The sequence below is a fragment of the Novosphingobium sp. MBES04 genome (assembly GCF_000813185.1).
In the GTDB taxonomy this organism is placed as follows: Bacteria; Pseudomonadota; Alphaproteobacteria; order Sphingomonadales; family Sphingomonadaceae; genus Novosphingobium; species Novosphingobium decolorationis.
The window spans coordinates 1,819,654-1,823,045 of record NZ_DF850489.1 but is presented as its reverse complement, the minus strand read 5'-3'; the positions used below and the strand labels follow the sequence as shown (position 1 = coordinate 1,823,045).

The 3,392-nt window shown below is 59.3% G+C and carries 3 protein-coding genes; all 3 read left to right on the top strand.

All coding sequences use genetic code 11. The annotated features are described in order from the left end of the window. The first annotated feature begins 126 nt into the window (after positions 1 to 126). Entirely contained in the window at positions 127 to 501 is a 375-nt protein-coding gene (locus MBENS4_RS21995; protein WP_039394823.1) for an antitoxin Xre/MbcA/ParS toxin-binding domain-containing protein, read from the top strand. A gap of 94 nt (positions 502 to 595) precedes the next feature. Next, positions 596 to 1,195 (top strand): RES family NAD+ phosphorylase, encoded by a 600-nt coding sequence (locus MBENS4_RS21990; RefSeq protein WP_242405049.1) that lies wholly within the window; start codon positions 596 to 598, stop codon positions 1,193 to 1,195. 330 nt (positions 1,196 to 1,525) lie between these two features. Continuing rightward, on the top strand, positions 1,526 to 3,392 hold a 1,867-nt coding region (locus MBENS4_RS21985), incomplete at its 3' end, for a conjugal transfer protein TraG (RefSeq protein WP_084592287.1).

Genomic DNA, 3,392 nt, shown 5'->3' with positions numbered 1-3,392 from the left:
AAATAAAGGGTCGGGGAGGCGTTGGAGGCGGCGCTAACGCGTAGATCTACCGTAACGACATCGTCGGAAGGGTTCTTTCAATTTAGAGATTTCATGTCTATATGATCATGTGAATGGAGATGCACTATGGTTGTAGCCGTTGCTTCGTCGCGTGACAGGGCCGATGTCCTAACGGAAGCAATCGCTAGGATTGCTGAGCTTTGGGGGTTGAAGAACGCTAAGCTTGGTGCGGTCTTGGGCGTGTCGATGGCGACCGCCTCGAGGTTGCGCAGTGGTGAGACACGTCTCGATCCGGCGAGTAAGTCTTTTGAAGCAGGCCAGTTTCTGTTGCGCTTGTTCCGCAGCCTCGATGCCCTTTTGGGCAGTGACGATGGTGCCGCAAGGCAGTGGCTGGAGACTAACAACCTCGATCTCGGCGGCAAGCCAATTGATCAGATCGACACGATGAGGGGCCTGATCGAGGTCTGTGACTATGTGGACTTCTACCGCGCTCGCGTCTGAACACAGTCCCTATGCCGGAAGGGTCTGGCGCGTCGTAGAGGCTCAGCATCGGATTTCCACGAACCGACTGGCGACGAATCTTGATGACCAGCACATGCTCGAACTTCTGGCCGAGGAGGTTAAGCCGCAGCTTCCCGAAAGTGCGCGTCATCTCGATTTCCTGCTCGCCTCGCCCTTTCGCTATGGGCATCGCCAGGCGAGCCGATTCCGCAGGGCCGGCGAACGGCCGGGGATCTTCTATGCGAGCGAACGCGAGAGCACTGCTATCGCGGAAACCGCTTACTGGAGGCTGCGCTTCTTTTCACGCTCGACGGGTTTCACACCGCCCTCGACCACCACGGAGTACACGAGTTTCTCGGTCAAGCTTGATACCGAACTTGGTATCGACCTGACGAGAGAACCTTTCGCAGCATCGGCAGATCTTTGGAATGATCCTGGTGATTACAGTGCCTGTCAGGAACTGGCTGGAGCCGCGCGCGAAGCCGGTACGCAGGCAATTCGAACGATGTCGGTCCGCGATCCGGCACGCGGCTGCAACGTTGTGGTGCTGGATCCGTCTGCTTTTGCTGAGCGAGCTCCGCGACGAGGCAAGACCTGGCACTTGCGCTTTGAAACAGGCCAGCTTGTTGCGCTTGCAGCTTTTCCTTCCGACGAGCGGTTCGTGTTTTCGGATAGTACCTTCGGTATCAGCTAGAGCTTACCCCTGCTTCGCCAGCCCTCACTTTGGACGAGCAGGTAGGGAGCGCCGATCCAGTTGGTCGTGCGATGGGAATTGTAAGCGCCCCTGAATTTGCCCCTAGGTATCGAGGGGGCGGTAGTTGCGGTTTTCAATTTTCCGAATCGCGATGCCTTCGCTGAAATTCCATGCATTCGTGAATCGCCGCTTGGTTCGATCCGCTTAACTGAGGGACTGAACGTCACCGGACAGGAGGGGGCTGGCACCAGACCTGGCCTGCCTCAAGTAGCGCAAATCTCCCATCCTTCGTCCCGTGCAGACAATCTGTACGTGGCCCGGAGGACGGACATGACCCCGACAAAGCTGCTGATCGGCCAGATGGCCATTGTTGTTCTCGTCATTGTCATCGGTGTCTGGTGTGCCACGCAGTGGGCGGCGGCGACCCTGGCCTATCAGCCTGAATTGGGGGAGCCGCTATTCCGGATCGGTGGTGTCGCCATCTACCGCCCGTGGTCTCTTTTCGTGTGGTGGTTTGAGTTCGAAGCCTACGCTCCCGACGTCTTCGAAGCTGCTGGCGCGATGGCGGCTGCAAGTGGGTTATTCGGATGTGGGACGGCTATCGCGGGGTCAATTTGGCGCGCCCGTCAGCGTCGTCATGTGACTACTTACGGCTCTGCGCGCTGGGCTACGCGCCGTGATATTCGCGGGGCCGGGGTGTTGGCTGATCGGGGCGTATTCCTCGGACGGCTGGATCAGGACTATCTGCGTCATGACGGCGCTGAACATGTCATGGCCTTTGCCCCCACGCGGTCGGGCAAGGGCGTCGGTCTTGTCATCCCCACGTTGCTGGGCTGGACCGGCTCGGCCGTCATCCACGATATCAAGGGTGAGAATTGGCAATTGACGGCAGGCTGGCGCTCACGCTTCTCGCATTGCCTGCTGTTCAATCCGACCGATCCTCGCTCGGCGCGCTACAATCCCTTGCTCGAGGTGCGGCGCGGCCTCTTTGAAGTGCGCGATGTACAGAACATCGCCGACATTCTCGTTGATCCCGAAGGGGCACTGGAGCGGCGCGGGCATTGGGAGAAGACCAGCCATTCGTTGCTGGTTGGAGCCATTCTTCATGTTCTTTATGCGGAAGCGGACAAGACGCTTTCGGGCGTTGCAATGTTCTTGTCCGATCCCTCACGCAGCTTCGTTGCGACGTTGCACGCGATGATGGCGACGAACCATCTAGGTAGCGAGGAGAAGCCGCGCGTTCACCCGGTAGTGGCCTCAGCCGCACGCGAGGTCCTCAACAAGTCGGTGAACGAACAGTCGGGCGTACTTTCGACCGCGATGTCCTTCCTGGGGCTCTACCGCGACCCCATCGTCTCGGCGATGACGTCCGCCTCGGACTGGCGCATCGCGGACCTGGTCGAGGCGCGATACCCGGTTTCGCTCTACCTCGCCGTGCCCCCTTCGGACATCAGCCGCACAAAGCCGCTCATCCGGCTCGTTCTGAACCAGATCGGACGCCGTCTCACCGAACAGCTGCCTGGTGATCGCAAGGCTGATGAAAAGGCCAAGGCACGCCATCGCCTGCTTCTCATGCTTGATGAGTTTCCAGCACTCGGGCGTCTCGACTTCTTCGAGACGAGCCTCGCATTTCTAGCAGGATACGGCGTGCGCGCATTCCTCATCGCGCAGAGCCTCAACCAGATCGAAAAGGCTTACGGAGAGCACAACTCGATCCTCGACAACTGCCATGTCCGTGTTGCCTTCGCGGCAAACGACGAGCGGACCGCCAAGCGCATTTCCGATGCGTTGGGCACGGCAACCGAGCAGCGCGCGATGCGCAATTACGCCGGGCACAGGCTCGCGGTGTGGCTATCGCATGTCATGGTCAGTCGACAGGAAACCGCGCGGGCGCTCCTGACGCCCGGCGAAATACTCCAACTCGATCCTGACGACGAACTCGTGCTGGTTTCGGGTATGCCGCCGATCCGGGCCAAAAAGCTGCGCTATTATCAAGATAGCGCATTCACGCGGCGCGTTCAGGCTCCGCCAGCTTTGGGGGAAGGGAAATATCCGGACAGCCCCGAAAGTCGTTCATCCGACTGGCAGGACGAGGTGCGTTCGATTGATCAAAGATTGGCGCGGGACGACCACGCCTCGGCCTCATCGTGTGAAATTTCCGATGATGCAAAAGTCAGCGAGCAGAACGATGGCGGCT